14 protein-coding genes are annotated in these 15046 nt (G+C 61.5%); 9 read left to right on the forward strand and 5 right to left on the reverse strand.

Annotation, left to right across the window (positions count from 1 at the left end; genetic code table 11):
• Positions 1–35 precede the first annotated feature (35 nt).
• On the reverse strand, positions 36–857 hold the full coding sequence (locus EN943_RS11460; RefSeq protein WP_127295815.1) for an SDR family oxidoreductase: 822 nt from the start codon (positions 855–857) through the stop codon (positions 36–38).
• A 328-nt stretch (positions 858–1185) separates the two neighbouring features.
• On the opposite strand from EN943_RS11460, the gene EN943_RS11465 reads away from it, so the two are divergent.
• The 6 genes from EN943_RS11465 to EN943_RS11490 all read left to right on the forward strand — a co-directional run bounded on the left by EN943_RS11465 (position 1186) and on the right by EN943_RS11490 (position 5731).
• Positions 1186–2220, forward strand: coding sequence for a cysteine synthase A (locus tag EN943_RS11465; protein WP_127412703.1), 1035 nt, complete (start codon positions 1186–1188; stop codon positions 2218–2220).
• On the forward strand, positions 2220–2963 hold the full coding sequence (locus tag EN943_RS11470) for an alanyl-tRNA editing protein (protein WP_127412704.1): 744 nt from the start codon (positions 2220–2222) through the stop codon (positions 2961–2963). The genes EN943_RS11465 and EN943_RS11470 overlap by 1 nt, the downstream gene beginning before the upstream one ends.
• Before the next feature lie 39 nt (positions 2964–3002).
• Positions 3003–3869 (forward strand): 3-mercaptopyruvate sulfurtransferase, encoded by an 867-nt coding sequence (sseA, locus tag EN943_RS11475; protein ID WP_127412705.1) that lies wholly within the window; start codon positions 3003–3005, stop codon positions 3867–3869.
• Positions 3870–3874: 5 nt separating this feature from the next.
• Positions 3875–4438, forward strand: a complete 564-nt coding sequence (locus EN943_RS11480) for a GNAT family N-acetyltransferase (protein ID WP_127412706.1) — start codon at positions 3875–3877, stop codon at positions 4436–4438.
• 111 nt (positions 4439–4549) lie between these two features.
• Complete coding sequence (locus tag EN943_RS11485) at positions 4550–5107, forward strand: OmpA family protein (RefSeq protein WP_127412707.1); 558 nt, start codon at positions 4550–4552, stop codon at positions 5105–5107.
• A 156-nt stretch (positions 5108–5263) separates the two neighbouring features.
• Positions 5264–5731: a DUF1203 domain-containing protein gene (locus tag EN943_RS11490; protein WP_127412708.1), complete on the forward strand. Its 468-nt coding sequence runs from the start codon at positions 5264–5266 to the stop codon at positions 5729–5731.
• Positions 5732–5964: 233 nt separating this feature from the next.
• Here the strand turns inward: EN943_RS11490 and EN943_RS11495 are convergent, their stop codons facing one another.
• Both EN943_RS11495 and ald read right to left on the reverse strand, forming a co-directional pair.
• On the reverse strand, positions 5965–7272 hold the full coding sequence (locus EN943_RS11495; RefSeq protein ID WP_127412709.1) for an outer membrane beta-barrel protein: 1308 nt from the start codon (positions 7270–7272) through the stop codon (positions 5965–5967).
• Between the two features lie 205 nt (positions 7273–7477).
• The gene (ald, locus tag EN943_RS11500; protein WP_023812057.1) at positions 7478–8593 is read right to left on the reverse strand and encodes an alanine dehydrogenase; all 1116 of its coding nucleotides are present in this window, start codon (positions 8591–8593) and stop codon (positions 7478–7480) included.
• 156 nt (positions 8594–8749) lie between these two features.
• On the opposite strand from ald, the gene EN943_RS11505 reads away from it, so the two are divergent.
• A complete protein-coding gene (locus EN943_RS11505; RefSeq protein ID WP_013531467.1) occupies positions 8750–9223 on the forward strand; it encodes an Lrp/AsnC family transcriptional regulator in 474 nt (157 codons plus the stop codon).
• 364 nt (positions 9224–9587) lie between these two features.
• Here EN943_RS11505 and EN943_RS11510 read toward each other — a convergent pair whose 3' ends face one another.
• Positions 9588–10241 (reverse strand): 5-formyltetrahydrofolate cyclo-ligase, encoded by a 654-nt coding sequence (locus tag EN943_RS11510; protein ID WP_127412710.1) that lies wholly within the window; start codon positions 10239–10241, stop codon positions 9588–9590.
• Positions 10242–10404: 163 nt separating this feature from the next.
• On the opposite strand from EN943_RS11510, the gene EN943_RS11515 reads away from it, so the two are divergent.
• Together EN943_RS11515 and EN943_RS11520 are read left to right on the forward strand one after the other, a co-directional pair.
• Positions 10405–11670: an NAD(P)/FAD-dependent oxidoreductase gene (locus EN943_RS11515; RefSeq protein WP_127412711.1), complete on the forward strand. Its 1266-nt coding sequence runs from the start codon at positions 10405–10407 to the stop codon at positions 11668–11670.
• Positions 11671–11817: 147 nt separating this feature from the next.
• Positions 11818–13797 (forward strand): bifunctional 2',3'-cyclic-nucleotide 2'-phosphodiesterase/3'-nucleotidase, encoded by a 1980-nt coding sequence (locus tag EN943_RS11520; protein WP_127412712.1) that lies wholly within the window; start codon positions 11818–11820, stop codon positions 13795–13797.
• A gap of 31 nt (positions 13798–13828) precedes the next feature.
• Here EN943_RS11520 and EN943_RS11525 read toward each other — a convergent pair whose 3' ends face one another.
• A complete protein-coding gene (locus tag EN943_RS11525; protein ID WP_127412713.1) occupies positions 13829–14830 on the reverse strand; it encodes a glycerophosphodiester phosphodiesterase family protein in 1002 nt (333 codons plus the stop codon).
• Positions 14831–15046 lie beyond the last annotated feature (216 nt).

The following is a 15046-nucleotide window of genomic DNA, read 5'->3' on the forward strand; positions in this document are numbered from 1 at the left end:
CCCGAAACGGGGAGCCTGCCAATTTCGCAGGCGTCCTATTCGATCGGCGGCTTGCGGTCGTAATGCAGAGGCCGCGCCTTCCAACTGGTCATCAGGCCGATAAACCCTCTGCACAGCGGCCTCGGCAGCAGGCCGAGCAGTTTCAGGGGCCAGCTTGTCCGGCGCGGGAAATGGACTTCGAAGCCGCCCGACTTGATGCCTCGCGCCATGCGGCGCGATGCGCGGCTGACCGGCATCAGTCCCGGCATGGGCAGCATGTTCTTCTCGGTCAGCGGGGTGTCGATGAAGCCTGGATTGAACACCTGGATACGCACGTTCATCTTGTCGAAATCATACTTCAGCGACTCGGCCAGGATGTTGATGGCCGCCTTGGTGCCGCCATAGGCTGCCGTTGTCGGCCAGCCGAAATAGGATGTCACGGAGCCGACCAGAACGACATGGCCGCGCGCCCGCACACGCATGCGTTCGACCGCCGGCACGAGGCCGTTGATGATGCCGAAATAATTGACCTCGAAGGACCGGCGAAAGTCGTTGACGACAAGATTCTCCCCCGGCGTCGAAATGTAGTTCCCTGCATTGAAGATGGCGAGCACGATGGGACCGAGTTCCTTCTCGATCGCGGCGACGGTTCTTGCCATGCGCGGCTCGTCGGTGACATCGCAGGGAAAGGCCGTGACACTGCCCGGCATCTGCGCGGTCTCGACGACAAGCGTGTCGATCGGATCGTCGTCGAGCGCCGTCACCGCGACGGCATAGCCCTGGGAAGCAAGATCCCTGGCCAGGGCACGGCCGATGCCGCTTGAGCCGCCCGTGATCCAGGCGACGCCGTGCTTCGGGTTGGCCCGGTAGAGTGTCATGCTGCGCCCTGTCGACTTGTTGGTGCTTTGCTCTAGAGCGGTTCGCCGTTTCACGGAAACGGCGAACTGCTCTATCTCCTTGTTTCTACGCAATTCCGGACGGAAAACCGTTTTACACTTTTCCTGGAATTGCTCTAGCGGTGAAGAAATCGAATGAAAAGCCGCTTTTCAACGTCAGCCGGAAATGAACAGTGGCGCAAGAGGCCAGCCTCGGGAAGCGCCGACGCAACAACAGCACTGCAAATGCGACTGGACCAGACAAATTCTTGCCTTGAAACCGCAGCTTCGGGTTTCTAGGGTTTCGGCGCACCTACACAAGGAATCCTGAATGCCCCGTTCTGTGATCGACGCGATCGGCAACACGCCTCTGATCCGCCTCAACAAAGCTTCGGAACAAACCGGTTGCGAGATCCTGGGCAAGGCCGAATTCATGAATCCGGGCCAGTCGGTCAAGGATCGCGCGGGCCTTTTCATCATCCGCGACGCCGAGAAGCGCGGGCTGCTGAAGCCCGGCGGCGTGATCGTCGAGGGAACGGCGGGCAATACCGGCATCGGGCTGACATTGGTCGCCAAGGCGCTCGGCTATCGCACTGTCATCGTCATTCCCGACACACAGAGCCAAGAGAAGAAGGACACGATCAAACTGCTCGGCGCCGAACTGATCGAGGTGCCTGCCGTGCCCTACAAGAACCCCAACAATTACGTGAAACTGTCGGGGCGGTTGGCCGAGCAACTGGCAAAGACAGAACCGAACGGCGCCATCTGGGCCAACCAGTTCGACAATGTCGCCAACCGTGACGGCCATATCCGCACCACAGCGGAGGAAATCTGGAACCAGACCGGCGGCAAGGTCGACGGCTTTGTCTCGGCAGTCGGTTCGGGCGGAACGCTGGCCGGCGTCGCTTCCGGACTGAAGGCCAAAAGCCGGGACGTGAAGATCGCGCTCGCCGATCCGCTGGGAGCCGCGCTCTACTCCTTCTACACCAACGGCGAGCTGAAGTCCGAGGGCAGCTCGATCACCGAAGGCATCGGGCAGGGGCGCATCACCGCGAATCTCGAAGGGTTCACGCCGGATTTTTCATTCCAGATCCCCGATGAGGATGCGCTGCCGATCGTCTTCGACCTTATCCAGGAAGAGGGCCTTTGCGTCGGTGGCTCGACCGGCATCAACATTGCCGGCGCGATCCGCCTGGCCAGGGAATTGGGTCCCGGCCATACCATCGTGACCATTCTTTGCGATTACGGCACGCGCTATCAGTCAAAACTGTTCAACCCGGAATTCCTACGCGAAAAGCAGCTGCCAGTGCCGGGCTGGATGGAACAGCGCAGTACAATTTCGGTGCCGTTCGAGAAAGTCGCGTGATGGCAAACAGGACGGACGCCCTGTTTCGTGACGACGCCTATCTGCGCACGGCGGACGCAACGGTGGTTGCCGTCAACGACCGCGGCGGCATCATCCTCGACCGGACGATCTTCTACGCCACTTCGGGCGGCCAACCGGGCGATACCGGGTATCTCGAACGCGGCGATGGCAGCCGCATCGCCATTGCCGCCACCCTCACCGGTGAGACCAAGGACGAGATCATACACGTGCCAGCGCCGGAGCAGTCGGTTCCGCAGGTGGGCGAGGCGCTGAGGCTGGCGATCGACTGGGAGCGGCGGCATCTCCTGATGCGCATGCACGCGGCTTGCCACCTGCTCACCGTCGTCTGCCCGTTCCCGATCACCGGTGCTTCGGTTTCCGAGGACGACAGCCGTGTCGACTTCGACGCTCCGGATGCCGGCTTCACCAAGGAGGACGTCACCGCCGGGCTGATGGACCTGGTGCGGGCCGACCACCCGATCTTTGTCAGGCTGATCAGCGACGAGGAACTGGCCGCCAATCCCGGCCTGGTGAAATCCAAGAACGTCCGGCCGCCGGTCGGCACCGGCAAGATCCGCCTGGTCTGTATCGGCGACAACGCCTCGGTGGACAGCCAGCCCTGCGGCGGCACCCATGTGAAAAGCACCGGCGAAGTCGGCGAGATCCACATCGGCAAGATCGAGAAGAAGGGGCGTGAAAACAGGCGCTTTCGTATCCGCTTTGGGCCGACGCCGGCAAACTGAACAGACAGTGATCGCCAAAAGGCGAGCAGGAGAACAAGAATGGCCGAGGACAGCCCCTTCACCGTCGACGCAGACTGGCTGCAGCAACGTCTCGGCGAGCCGGGCCTGACGATCATCGACGCATCATGGTATCTCCCGGCGCAAAAGCGCGATGCGCGAGGCGAGTATGAGTCGGCCCATATCCCGGGCGCACGATTTCTCGATCAGGATGCCGCTTCGGACCCCGATTCGCCCCTGCCGCATACCTTGCCGTCGCCGCAGCATTTCGCCCAGTATGTCGGTGCCATGGGCGTCTCTGCCGATGACACCATCGTCGTCTACGATGGTCCGGGCTTCTTCGCGGCGCCCCGGGCGTGGTGGATGTTCAGGGTGATGGGCGTCTTCCAGACCTATATTCTGGATGGAGGCTTCGATGGCTGGAAAGCCGCCGGCAGGCCGGTGACGGCCGAACCGACCAAGATCGCGCCAAGCGTGTTTCATGCCGACTTCGACGCCGGGCGCGTCGTCAGCCTCGCCGACATGCGCCAGATCGTCGACACCAGGGCAAGCCAGATCGCCGACGCCCGGGGGCCGGGCCGCTTCACCGGCGCCGAGCCTGAACCGCGCGCGGGTATCCGCTCCGGCCATATGCCTGGCGCGCGCAATCTGCCCTATTCGGCGCTGTCGGAAAATGGCGAGCTGCTGTCGAAGGACCGCCTGCGCAAGGTGATCGAGGAGGCCGGCATCGATCTGTCGAAACCTGTCGTCACTTCATGCGGCTCCGGCATCACCGCGGCGGTGGTAACGCTGGCGCTGGAAACGCTTGGCCATACGAACAACAGGCTTTACGACGGCTCCTGGACGGAGTGGGGCGGGCTTTCAGACACGCCTGTCGTGACCGGCCCCGTTGTGACCGGCAAGGAATGAAGACGATGGAAAACGGCGCGCTGGAAGACATCGACGTCACGGTGACGTTCCTCGAGATGCATGTGCCTCCGGCCTATTCGCCGCCCGTGCCGTATAACCGTCAGGTCGCGCTGCTGAGGACCAAGGACATTCCGCTGCATTTCTACCGCTATCTGATGGACCGGGTGGGGCGCAAATGGCACTGGGTCAATGTGCTGAGGCTGGATGACGACGAGCTTTCGGCCGGCATCCATCGCGAGGACCGTGACATCAGGGTGCTCTACCTCGACGGCGCCCCCGCCGGCTTCTTCGATCTCAAGCCGCATCTGCCGGAGGAAGTCGAGCTTGCCTATTTCGGCATGATGGAACATGCGACCGGGCAAGGCATCGGCCGCTGGTTCCTGGGCTCCGCGATCGCTGCCGCATGGTCGCATGGGCCGAAGCGGGTGACGGTGCAGACCTGCACGCTCGATCATCCGGCGGCTCTGCCGCTCTACCAGAAGCTCGGCTTTGCACCGGTGGCGCAAAAGAAGGAAATCGTGCATCCGCTGCCTTTCGCCGAGCGCGCGGCCAGCGTCATGCGGCCCTAGCCGGAAGCTGACACCAGCTCGAATCTGAACCTGTCGTTCATCGGCCCTTCAGGCTGCTTTTGGCATGTTGCCCGCACCATCAATGCGGCCAAGGCCGAAGGAGACGAAGACATGCTGACCCGCCGTACACTTGCCGCCGCGCTGATCGCGACGATTGTCATGCCAAGCCTGGCCGCAGCCCAGGCGACAACGCCTTCGGCCGCGACGATCGAGCGGAAGCTCGAGGCGGCACCGCGCGTGAAATTGCGGCCGAACGAGCGCGTCACCATCCGGGAATTCAAGCGGCGCCCGGATTTGCGCCGCATGGCCCGCTCGATCGATATCCAGTCGATCAACTTCGCCTTCGGTTCGGCGGCTATTGCCAACTCGCAATACGACAAGATCGAGACCATTGCCGACGCGCTGCGGCGCATCCTGCGCCGCGATCCCGGCGCCCGCGTGCTGATCGAGGGTCATACCGACGCCGTCGGCTCCTTCCAGTCGAACCAGGCCCTGTCCGAACAGCGCGCCGCGTCGCTCAAGCGCACATTGGTGCGCGAATTCAGGGTGCCGGGTCATGCTCTCGAGACAGTCGGCTATGGCGAGGAGTTTTTGCTGGTGCAGACGCAGAACGAAAACTGGCAGAATCGCCGGGTGACGCTGCGCCGCTTCGACGATTTCATCCGTTGAGTCGCAGCTCCGAACTTTAATTAGCCGGCGCCTTTAACGGAACTTGATGAGAGTCGATCGCCTAGGGGCGATCGGCTTTTCGACATTTGGCAGGAATCGGGTGGGCGGCGAGGGGTTGAAGGACATAATTTCCAGTCACGACACCGGAGATTTTCCATGACCATCCAGTTCAAAGCCTTGCCGACCGAAGATGTCAGGACGCTGCAGCGCGGTGGCGTCGATGCTTATGGCCAAACGCCCGAGCGAAAGATCTCCGACGGAGACGGCATGCCTTGCCGGCATTGCTTGAGGAACATAGGAGCCGGCGATGCTTACCTTGTTCTGGCGTACCGGCCATTCCCGCAGCTTCAGCCCTATGCCGAAACCGGGCCGATCTTCCTGCATGCCGAGGAATGCGACCGCGCTGCCGAGAGCGAGGCGCTGCCCGAGATTCTCGAGAGCCCCGACTACATCGTGCGAGGCTATGGCAGGGATGATCGCATCGTCTATGGCAGCGGCGGCGTGATCTCGACCGAAGACATCACCGGGCGGGCCAAGACCTTGTTGGAACGCGACGAGATCGCCTACGTCCATGTCCGCTCGGCGCGCAACAATTGCTACCAGTGCCGCATCGAGCGCGCTTGAGGCTGAGATTAGCCGCTGGAAACTGTTGTCGTACTCCCGTCGCATATTCGCGATAGAAAGCCATTGTCGATCGATTTGCCGACCGCGGATGAACCGGCGGTAAATCTCGACATCGAGGAAGCGGGGCTTTGGCTCCGCTTTTTTGTTGCCTGCGTTTGGCGCGGAGGTATTCCGCGCAACAAAAAAGCCCGTCGGCATAGCCGACGGGCTGCAACTGTTGGCTGGAGGGCCTTTTAGTTGAACTTGTACTTCGCGCCGAGACGCACGGTGTGGAAAGAGGAAGTCGCGGTAAGGGTGTCGTCAGGTGCGCCGAATTCCGAAGAAAAGTCCTTCTTGGCGAACTGCGAATAGCGATATTCGAGGCCAACGGTGACATTGCTGGACAGAGCCGTTTCCAGGCCGCCACCGACCGAGAAGCCGCTGGAGCCCCAGTCGAGGATGTCGCCGATCGGGTCGGAACCGTTCAGATCGAAATGCTGCCAGCTGTAGCCGGCAAGCGCATAGGCAAGGGTCGATTCGTTCATCTTCATACCGACGCGGCCCAGCACATCGAACCCATAGTCGGTATCGACGTTGATCGATCCGCCGCCGAGATCCAGCTTTGAGGTCATGCCGGAGTAGCGGGCATCGACCATGACGCCTGCGACCCAGCTACCGAAGTCATGATCGTAGCCGACGTTCAGTTCACCAAAGGCACCCTCGCCACCGAGACCGTTGAATTCCAGGTCGCCGAGCGGCGGAACGTTGATCTGGTGCACGGACGCACCGGCGCCACCAGCGCCGCCGATATAGAAGCCGGTCCAGTTGTAGGCTGGCGTCTCGAAGGCGGCACCGCCGCCGTTCTGGGCGCCGAAACGGTAATTGGCTGCGATCTGGAAAGTATGCCGCGACGTATCGAGATTGAGGAGGCCATCCGGAGCTCCGATAAGGCCGGCCTCGGAAAGAAGATCGTTCTTGGTGCCGAAGCCCGTATAGCGATATTCGGTCTTGATCGTCCAATTGCTGTTGAGGGCCGTTTCAATGCCACCGCCGACGAAGTATCCGCTCTGGTCCCAATCGAAGCCGAAGCCAGCGTTCGTATCGAGCTTGTACTTCTGCCAGGAATAGCCACCCAGCACGTAGCCCAGAGTGTTTGGTGTCAAGAGGTAACCGAGACGCAGACCAGCGTCGAAACCGTAGGTTTCCTTAATCGAAGCGTCGAACCCCGTAATGTCCAGCGTGGTCTTGATGTTGCCCACGTGAGCGTCCAGCAGACCTCCGATGAGGAACCGGGGCGAGACCATATAGTCATAGCCAACCGTCAGCTCACCATAGACGCCTTCGCCACCAATGCCGTTCAGCGAGACTGGAATAAAATCGCTGCTGAGCTTGTGCACGTTGGCACCTGCACCAACGCCAAAACCAACATACAGACCGCTCCAGTTAAAGCCGGCAGCTTCTTCTACCGGCTGCACGATGTCTGCTGCATGAGCAGCAGACATCAAAGCCACAGCAGAAACAGCACCAAGAAGAAAAGATTTCGCGGATGTGCGAATGAACATTTGCCCGTACCCCAATGAATAAACCCAGAATGTCTCTAGCAGGGAGTCGGCCGGTACGGGAATGACAAATATGCAACAATGATGAGCAAAGTGCCGTTGCGTCATATCTTTCGACGCCATGCTTTGTCTGAAAAACAGGCTCGCAAGAAAAAACCCGCCGGCATGGAACCGGCGGGCTGGACTGAAAGGAGCTGTTTCGCGAAAATCAGGCGGCGAGAACGGCTTTCGGCTCGACCAGTTCGTAGCCGAGCGCCTCGGCGACTGCCCGGTTGGTGATCTTGCCTTTATGGACATTGAGGCCGTTGCGCAGGTGATGATCGTCGACCAGCGCCTTGAGGCCCTTGTCGGCAAGCTGCAGGCCATAGTGTAGCGTCGCGTTGTTGAGCGCGTGGGCCGAAGTGACCGGCACGGCACCTGGCATGTTGGCGACGCAATAGTGGATGACGCCGTCGACCTCATAGGTCGGCTCGGCATGAGTGGTGGCGTGCGAGGTTTCGAAGCAGCCGCCCTGGTCGATGGCGACGTCGACCAGCACCGAGCCTTTCTTCATGCCCGACAGCATTTCGCGCGAAACCAGTTTTGGCGCCGCGGCACCCGGGATCAGCACCGCGCCGACGACGATGTCGGCTGAAAAACACTCTTCTTCCAGCGCCTCGACAGTCGAGTAGCGGGTGTGGACGCGGCCGGCGAAGAGATCGTCGAGCTGGCGCAGGCGCGGGATCGAGCGATCGATGATGGTGACGTCGGCGCCAAGTCCCGCCGCCATTCTGGCCGCATGCAGGCCGACAACGCCACCGCCGAGCACGGTGACCTTGCCGGGCAGCACGCCGGGCACGCCGCCGAGCAGCACGCCGCGGCCGCCATTGGCCTTCTGCAGTGCCGTGGCACCGGCCTGGATCGACAGGCGTCCGGCAACTTCCGACATCGGCGCCAGCAGCGGCAGGCCGCCACGGTCGTCGGTCACGGTCTCGTAGGCGATTGCCGTCACGCCGGACGCAAGCAGGCCCTTGGTCTGCTCCGGATCCGGAGCAAGGTGAAGGTAGGTATACAGGATCTGGCCTTCGCGAAGCTGCGCCCATTCGCTGGGCTGCGGCTCCTTGACCTTGACGATCATGTCCGACCTGGCGAACACCTCGGCGGCCGTCTTGGCAATCGTGGCACCGGCAGCGCGATAGGCGTTGTCATCGGCGCCGATGCCGGCCCCGGCCCCGGTCTCGACCAGCACTTCGTGGCCATGGGCGACATATTCGCGGACCGAGCCGGGGGTGAGGCCGACGCGGTATTCGTGGTTCTTGATTTCCTTGGGGCAGCCGACGCGCATTTTCTTCTCCTGATCCGGCCCTTTTGGGCTCGTTCCCTGTATGGATGGAGTGAACCACGAATCGTTGCGCAGGTGTTTGCGAATGCGCTTGCGCCAAACGGCCGGTTTCGATAATCGTTGCGCGAAATAACAAGATATTCGCAGGATTCACGAATAATGCCGCTCGACAGGATTGATATCGCCATTCTCGAGGCCTTGCAGAAGGATGGCAGGATACCCAATGCGGCGCTGGCCGAGAAGGTCGGCCTGTCACAGTCGGCCTGTTCGCGCCGGCTCGACAATCTGGAAAAATCCGGAACCATTCGTGGCTATCATGCCCGGCTTTCCAATGCGGCACTTGGCCACCAGATGACCGCGATCGTGCACATATCGCTGTCAGGACAGTTCGAGAAGACGCTGTCGGATTTCGAGGCGGCAATCAAACGCTGCCCGAACGTGCTGTCCTGCCATCTGATGTCGGGCGAATACGACTACATCCTGAGGATCGCGGCGAAGGATCTCGTCGACTATGAGCGCATCCACAAGGAATGGCTGTCGGCGATGCCGCATGTGACGAAGATCAATTCGTCCTTTGCGCTACGTGAAATCGTCGACAGGACCGCCATGGGCATGAAGCCGGAAATGGCCTAGTTCCTCGACACAGAAGTTCTGACGGGTCGCTGCATAGACAAACCACCTGCCTTCGATTTGCGGAAACGGGCGTCACTTCGTCATCCACGGGCGGAGCAAGGAGTGTAGCGACGCAGCGCAGACCCGAGGATCCATGCCGCGACTTCAAAGCGTCACTACGGTGCAGAGTTCTGCTCGGCTGCATTCCTTGGTCAAGGTCACGGCATGGATCCTCGGGTCTCCGCGACGGAGCTTCGCTCCTGCTTCGCCCGTGGATGACGAAGGTGGGTGCCTTGGGTCAATCCCGAATGCCTCTGCGATCCATCGAGACGAACCATGACAACCTGGTTGCTGACAGGCCGCTAACCACCCTGTGGGGCCTGGACTAGCTGGCCTCCGTTACCACCCTATCCATCGGGATATCATGCGGCTGCGGATAAATGGTGGCGATGCGCTGCAGTTCGTAGCCGACGCCGATGACCAGCGGCTTGAACGGCATCGCTGCGAGCGTGCGGTCAAAGAAGCCGCCGCCATAACCCAGGCGGTAATTCTGGGGGTCGATACCGACGATCGGCGAGATGACGATGTCCGGCAGCACCGGATCGCCCTCGGCCGGGATCGGGATGTTCCAGACGCCTTTCTCCAACCTGTCGCCCGCTTTGTAGGCGCGAAAGATCAGCGGCTGCCCCTTCTCGATGACGATGGGCAGGGCGGTGCGGCCGCCGCGTTCGTTTATGGACGCCATCCAAGGCCGCAAATCCGGCTCGCCGCGAAACGGCCAGTAGAGACTGACCATGCGGCCGGCGATCTCGCCGATGATCGCGTCGAGACCTTCGGCAATACGATGCGACATCACCGTTCGCGCGTCGGCCGAAACGGCGAGACGCGCGGCGATCAGGCGCTCGCGCTCGGCCTTGCGCCAGCGCCTGACGTCGGTCCAGTCGCTCAAAGGCGCGCGGAATTCCGGGTCGAGTTCGTGCATGAAGCAGGGCGGCGAGGCATACTGTGCCGGAGCGTCGTCGTCATGATCGTCAGCCATGCCTCACCTCGTCGCGTGTTCGACAACGCTATACCTCGCGATACGATACAACATGTGCATTCACGACATGCAACGACGAGTCTCGGGTAGTGGTTATCTGTTGTTGCATTGCACAAAAATACCTACATCCGAGACAGGCAATCTTGCTATCAGGGTGAACGAAATGAACGAAGCCAGGCATCATGTCGTCGTTGTCGGCGCGGGTTTCGGCGGCCTCGAATTCACCCGCGCGCTTGCTGGTGCTCCGGTGCGCATCACCATGATCGACAAGCGCAACCATCACCTCTTCCAGCCACTGCTCTATCAGGTGGCGACCACGGCGCTGGCGACCTCCGAAGTTGCCTGGCCGATCCGCCACCTGCTGCGCAAGCGCAAGGATGTGACGACGCTGCTTGCCAATGTCGTCGGCATCGATCGTGCCAGCAAGAATGTCTTGCTCGATGACGGCAGCACTGTCGCCTACGACACGCTGCTGCTCGCCACCGGTGCCCGCCATGCCTATTTCGGCCATGACGAATGGGAGCCGTTCGCACCTGGCCTAAAGACCTTGGAGGACGCCACCACGATTCGGCGCCGCATTCTTCTGGCCTTTGAGCAGGCCGAGCGGGAAATCGATCCCGCCAAACGCCAGGCGTTGCTGACCATTGCGATCGTCGGTGGCGGGCCGACAGGCGTCGAGCTTGCCGGCACCATCGTCGAGCTGGCGCATGACACGCTGCGCGGCGAGTTCCGCAACATCGACACGCGGCAGACGCGCGTGGTGCTGATCGAGGCCGGCGACCGGATCCTGGCCAATTTCGCACCGAAGCTTTCCGACTATGCATCGAAGGCGCTCGAGCGGCTCGGCGTGACGGTCGAACTCGGCCGGGCCGTCACACGCTGCGACGCCGAAGGTGTTGTGTTTGGCGATAAGCAACTGGCCGCCCGAACGATCCTGTGGGCAGCCGGCGTTGCCGCTTCGCCAGCCGCTGAATGGCTGGGAGCGAAGGCGGACCGCGCGGGCAGGGTGCTGGTCGAGCCTGACCTCAGCGTGCCCGGCAGCCCGGAGATCTTTGTCATCGGCGACGCCGCCCTTGTGTTGCGGCCGGACGGGCGGCCGGTTCCCGGCGTGGCGCCTTCCGCCAAGCAGGAGGGCCGACATGTTGCGGCTACCATCAAGGCCAGGCTCGGCGGCGACAACACCGCGCGTCCTTTTCAATACAGGCATGCCGGCGATCTGGCGACGATCGGCAAACGCGCCGCCGCCATCGATTTCGGCTGGATCAAGCTCACCGGCTGGCTCGCCTGGTGGCTGTGGGGAGTGGCCCACATCTATTTCCTGATCGGTTTTCGCAACCGGCTTGCGGTTTCGCTGAGCTGGCTATGGATCTACGCGACGGGGCAGCGCAGCGCGCGGCTGATCACCCAGGGCGACGACGACAAGGGCTGATTTCTTCACCCGGATCGTTCATCCGCACGTCATCTGTTGCTGATCGAGTGGCGGCTTCATGCGCGCGACTTGTTGAATGGACTCAAGCGGGTTTCAGAGCGAAGTTCGCTTCGGGGCAGGGCTTGTCAGGTTGTCGAAGGAGAAAACATGTCGCAACTGCTCCGTCCCGTCTCCCGTCGCGATCTCCTTGCGGGCGCCGCCGCCACAGGGGCGCTGATCATGCTGCATCCGTTCTCAGCCAGGGCTCAAGGTAACCAGGCGCATCTCCGGATCATGGAGACCACCGACATCCATGTAAACGTGCTGCCTTACGACTACTACGCCGACAAAGCGAACGACACGATGGGCCTGTCGCGCACGGCTTCCCTGATCGACGCGGTGCGCAAGGAAGCCGTGAATTCGATGCTGATCGACAATGGCGACCTGCTTCAGGGTAATCCGATGGGCGACTACATCGCCTATGAGAAGGGCCTGAAGGACGGCGACGTGCATCCGATCATGAAGGGTATGAACCTGCTCGGCTACGAGTGCTCGACGCTGGGCAACCACGAATTCAACTATGGCCTGTCTTTCCTGGACAAGGTGCTGGCCGGCGCCAATTTCCCCTTCGTCTGCGCCAATCTTATCCGCGGCACCGAGCTTGCCGCGAACCCGCGCGACGACAAGCTCTACCTGAAGCCGTACGTCATCCTCGATAAGAAGATCAAGGACGGTTCGGGCGCCGAGCAGCCGATCAGGGTCGGCATCATCGGCTTCGTGCCGCCGCAGATCATGGTCTGGGATCTCAAGAACCTCGAAGGCAACGTCAAGACGCGCGATATCGTCGAGGCGGCCAAGGCCTGGGTGCCGCAGATAAAGGAGGAGGGCGCCGACATCGTCATTGCGCTGTCGCATTCCGGCATCGACGTGAAGCAGGGCGACATGATGGAAAACGCCTCGTTCTTCGTCGCCGGCGTCGCCGGCATCGACGCGGTGTTCACCGGTCACCAGCATCTGGTGTTCCCCGGCAAGAAGGATTTCCAGTCGCTCGATGGTGTCGACACGCAAAAAGGCACGCTGCAAGGCAAACCCGCCGTCATGGGCGGCTTCTGGGGCTCGCATATGGGGCTGATCGACCTGATGCTGGAACGCGACGGGTCGAAATGGAAGATCGTTTCAGCCACCTCCGAAGCGCGGCCGATCTTCGAACGCGTCGACAACAAGAACAAACCGACTGTCCCGGACGACAAGCGCATCATCGCGGCCCTCGAACAGGACCACCAGGCGACGCTGGCCTATGTGCGGCGTCCTGTCGGCAAGACCTCCGCGCCGCTCTATTCCTATTTCGCGCTGGTCGCCGACGACCCGTCGGTGCAGGTCGTCAGCCAGGCGCAGACCTGGTACCTCAAAGACATTCTCAAGAACACGCAATGGAAGGATGTGCCGCTGCTGTCGGCGGCCGCTCCGTTCAAGGCCGGTGGGCGCAACGGCGCCGACTACTATACCGACGTGCCAGCCGGCGACATCGCCATCAAGAACGTTGCCGACCTTTACCTCTATCCCAACACCGTGCGTGCGGTCGAAATCGCCGGAGCGCAGGTCAAGGAATGGCTGGAAATGTCAGCCGGCATCTTCAACCGGATCGAGCCAGGCAAGGCCGACCAGGCCCTCATCAACACCAACTTCCCATCCTACAATTTCGACGTCATCGACGGTGTGACCTATAAAATAGACCTGTCGCAGCCGTCGAAATACGATGCCAAGGGCGGGCTTGCGAATGCCGGCGCTAACCGCATCGTCGACCTGAGTTTCGATGGAAAACCGATTGATCTCAAACAGAAATTCGTCGTCGCGACCAACAACTACCGGGCCGGTGGCGGCGGCAATTTCCCTGACATCAATGCCTCGAAGATCATCTATGAAGCGCCGGACACCAATCGCGACGTCATCGTTCGCTACATTGTCAGCGAGGGTACAATCAACCCGTCAGCGGACGACAACTGGTCGTTCGCGCCGCTGCCTGGAACCAGCGCCGTGTTCGAAACCGGCGCCAAGGCGAAGGATTTCATTGCGCAGGTGAAATCGCTGAAGATCGAGCCGGCAGGCGAGGGCGAGGCAGGCTTCGCGAAATACCGCATCCTGCTTTGAAGGTGGTTCGGGTCGGCTCCAGTCCCTAGCCTTATGGCGTGGATTGAGCCGGCTGGATGAAACGTTCCTTGATGTCAGGCATGACGAGATCCAGCGCATCGGTGGAAATGCCGCCGGAATAACCGTTCGGCAGCTGCTTGATCAGTTCGGGATCGTCCAGCCCTTGCGAAAAGTCGCCGCCGGTGTAAGGACCGAGCAGATAGACACGGCTGTCGACGCCTTGCAGGCGATCGAGAAACCGGTTCGGCCAACCCCACATCCATTTCGCGATGTTGACGGGGACGAGCAGAGTGCCTTTGCGGCAAGCATCCGGTACATAGCCGGTCCAACCAATCGCGGCATAGCGCAGGACGCATTGCGTCAGCGATGCGCGGCTTAGCGTATGCATGTTCGGCAGTGCTGCCTTGACTGCGGCAATCGGCTTGTCCCCGCCATAGACCGAGAGATAGAAGCGCTCGTTCGGCGATAGCATGGCAAGCCATGCGGCCAGCTTTTCGCCTTCGCCCGGATCGTTGCTCTTGACGTTGATGTTGAAGCGGCGGGCCGGGAAGTGTGCCAGAACTTCATCCAGCGACGGCATCATGCCGACACCCTTGCCGCGAAACGGAAAGGTCTTGCCGCCATCCGCCGTATAGCCATAGCCGACATCGAGGGTCTTCAATTCGGCCATGGAATGGCTGCGCGTTTCCCCCTTGCCTTCCGTGCGGCAATCCAGCGTCCAGTCGTGGAAGACGGCGAAATTGCCGTCTGTGGTCGGGTGAACATCCAGTTCGAGTGCGTCAGCGCCCAGCGCGAAGGCGGCTTCCATCGAGGGGATTGTGTTTTCGAGGTAGGCATGGCGCGGCGGCAACATGCGGCCGGCCGTGCACGTCTCACCCGTCATGCCTTCACGCGCGTAGTCCTGGGCAAGGCCGCGATGGGCAAGCACTTCCGGCTTGCCGGCGGGGCGGCTCGACAACAGCGAGGTGTTGTTGAGCCAGATGCCCGCGGCGGCGGCGACAATGACGCCGAAGAAGATCGTCCGTTTGCGCATCAAGTAATTTCCGATTCGTCCGTCCTGCGCGGCATCCTGCTTTGCGATCGGACTTTTTGACGGCGACCGGGCGGCGATATCGAGATCATCCTCGATATCGCCCGGTCGGCGGCAATGAAATCGAAGAGCGTGTCGGCTTACGCCTTGTAGACCACCTGGCGCACGTCGATGTAGCTGGCGCGAAAGCCGGCCTCGCAATAGTGCAGGTAGAACTCC

The sequence above is a fragment of the Mesorhizobium sp. M7A.F.Ca.US.006.01.1.1 genome, assembly GCF_003997935.1.
GTDB lineage: Bacteria > Pseudomonadota > Alphaproteobacteria > Rhizobiales > Rhizobiaceae > Mesorhizobium.